Annotated in this window: 1 pseudogene; it reads left to right on the forward strand. The window is 54.7% G+C overall.

Going from position 1 to position 1,358, the window contains the following annotated elements:
• Positions 1 to 86: 86 nt before the first annotated feature.
• Positions 87 to 1,106 (forward strand): annotated as a pseudogene (locus tag Q1A71_RS23595) (IS110 family transposase).
• Positions 1,107 to 1,358 lie beyond the last annotated feature (252 nt).

Consider the following 1,358-nt stretch of genomic DNA (forward strand, 5'->3'; position numbering starts at 1 on the left):
GCCGATGGGGTGGATAGCTCCTGCTCCCCCGGCGTCGCAATGCGCCAAGTGCAGTTGTCTATCACTGCTAGGAAAGGAGCTACCCAATGCAGGTTACAACAGTCGGCATCGATCTGGCCAAGCATGTTTTTCAGGTTCACGGAATTACCAAAGATGGCCAGGTGGTCTTCAACCGAGCAATCAGGCGTGCTCAGCTGGTGCAGTTCTTCACCAAGCTGGAGCCCTGTCTGGTCGGCATGGAGGCGTGTGGATCCAGTCATTATTGGGCGCGGGAACTCACCGAACTTGGGCATGATGTGCGCTTGATCCCGGCCAATTATGTCAAGCCCTATGTCAAACGCGGCAAGTCCGATGCCAATGATGCAGAAGCCATCTGCGAATCGGTCACACGCCCGACGATGCGGTTTGTCGCGCCCAAGTCCGAAGAATAGCAGGCCGTTTTGTTCCTGCATCGCGCCCGTGATTTGATCGTCAGGCAGCGAACACAACTGAGCAATATGCTTCGCAGCTTGCTCGCAGAGTTTGGTGTCATTATCCCACAAGGAACTAGAGCCGCGGTCAAATACGCCAAATGTGTGCTGGAGGGAGAGAAACCCGCCCTTCCGCAGATCGCAATCGATGTCCTGAGACAACTCAGCCACCAGCTTGTTGCTATGCATCTGAGGTTCCGCTGGTACGAGATGCGCATGCGACTTCATTCGAAACTGGACAAACGCGTCATGTTGTTGCGCACGATCCCAGGCGTTGGTCCTGTAACAGCATCGGCCATTGTTGCCACAGTCGGCGACGCGAAGCAGTTCAAGAATGGCCGACAATTTGCAGCATGGTTGGGTTTGACACCCTTGAACTTATCCAGTGGTGGAAAGGAAAGATTAGGCCGGATCACAAAAATGGGCGATCGGTACATTCGGCGACTTTTGGTGACCGGGATGACAGCGCGATTGCGACAAATGAAGGTGAATCCTGACCGCGTCGACCCATGGGCAATTGGCCTTCTTGAGCGAAAGCCCGCCCGACTGGCAACTGTCGCGATGGCAAACAAGACCGCTAGAATTGTCTGGGCAGTGTTGACCAGGAACGACTATTACCGGCCTCACACAGCCTAAGCGAAGAGAAAGGAACACCCGAGACAGCAAGACCCATGAAATGATGGCGCAAAGTCAGCCCGCAAACCAAGACAACCCGTCGAATGTCCAGGACATAGCATTGTTCGATAAGCCGTTTGGGACTTGGTCGCGGAAACCATAAGGGCCAGCGGCTACGAGTGCCGCGCAAACAGGCCGGACACACGTCTGCTTCTGACCAATGCGCAATCAACTCAGAAATGTCTTGCTATGCAGGGGCTATCCACACAGGAC

It is taken from the genome of uncultured Roseobacter sp. (assembly GCF_947493125.1).
In the GTDB taxonomy this organism is placed as follows: domain Bacteria; phylum Pseudomonadota; class Alphaproteobacteria; order Rhodobacterales; family Rhodobacteraceae; genus Roseobacter.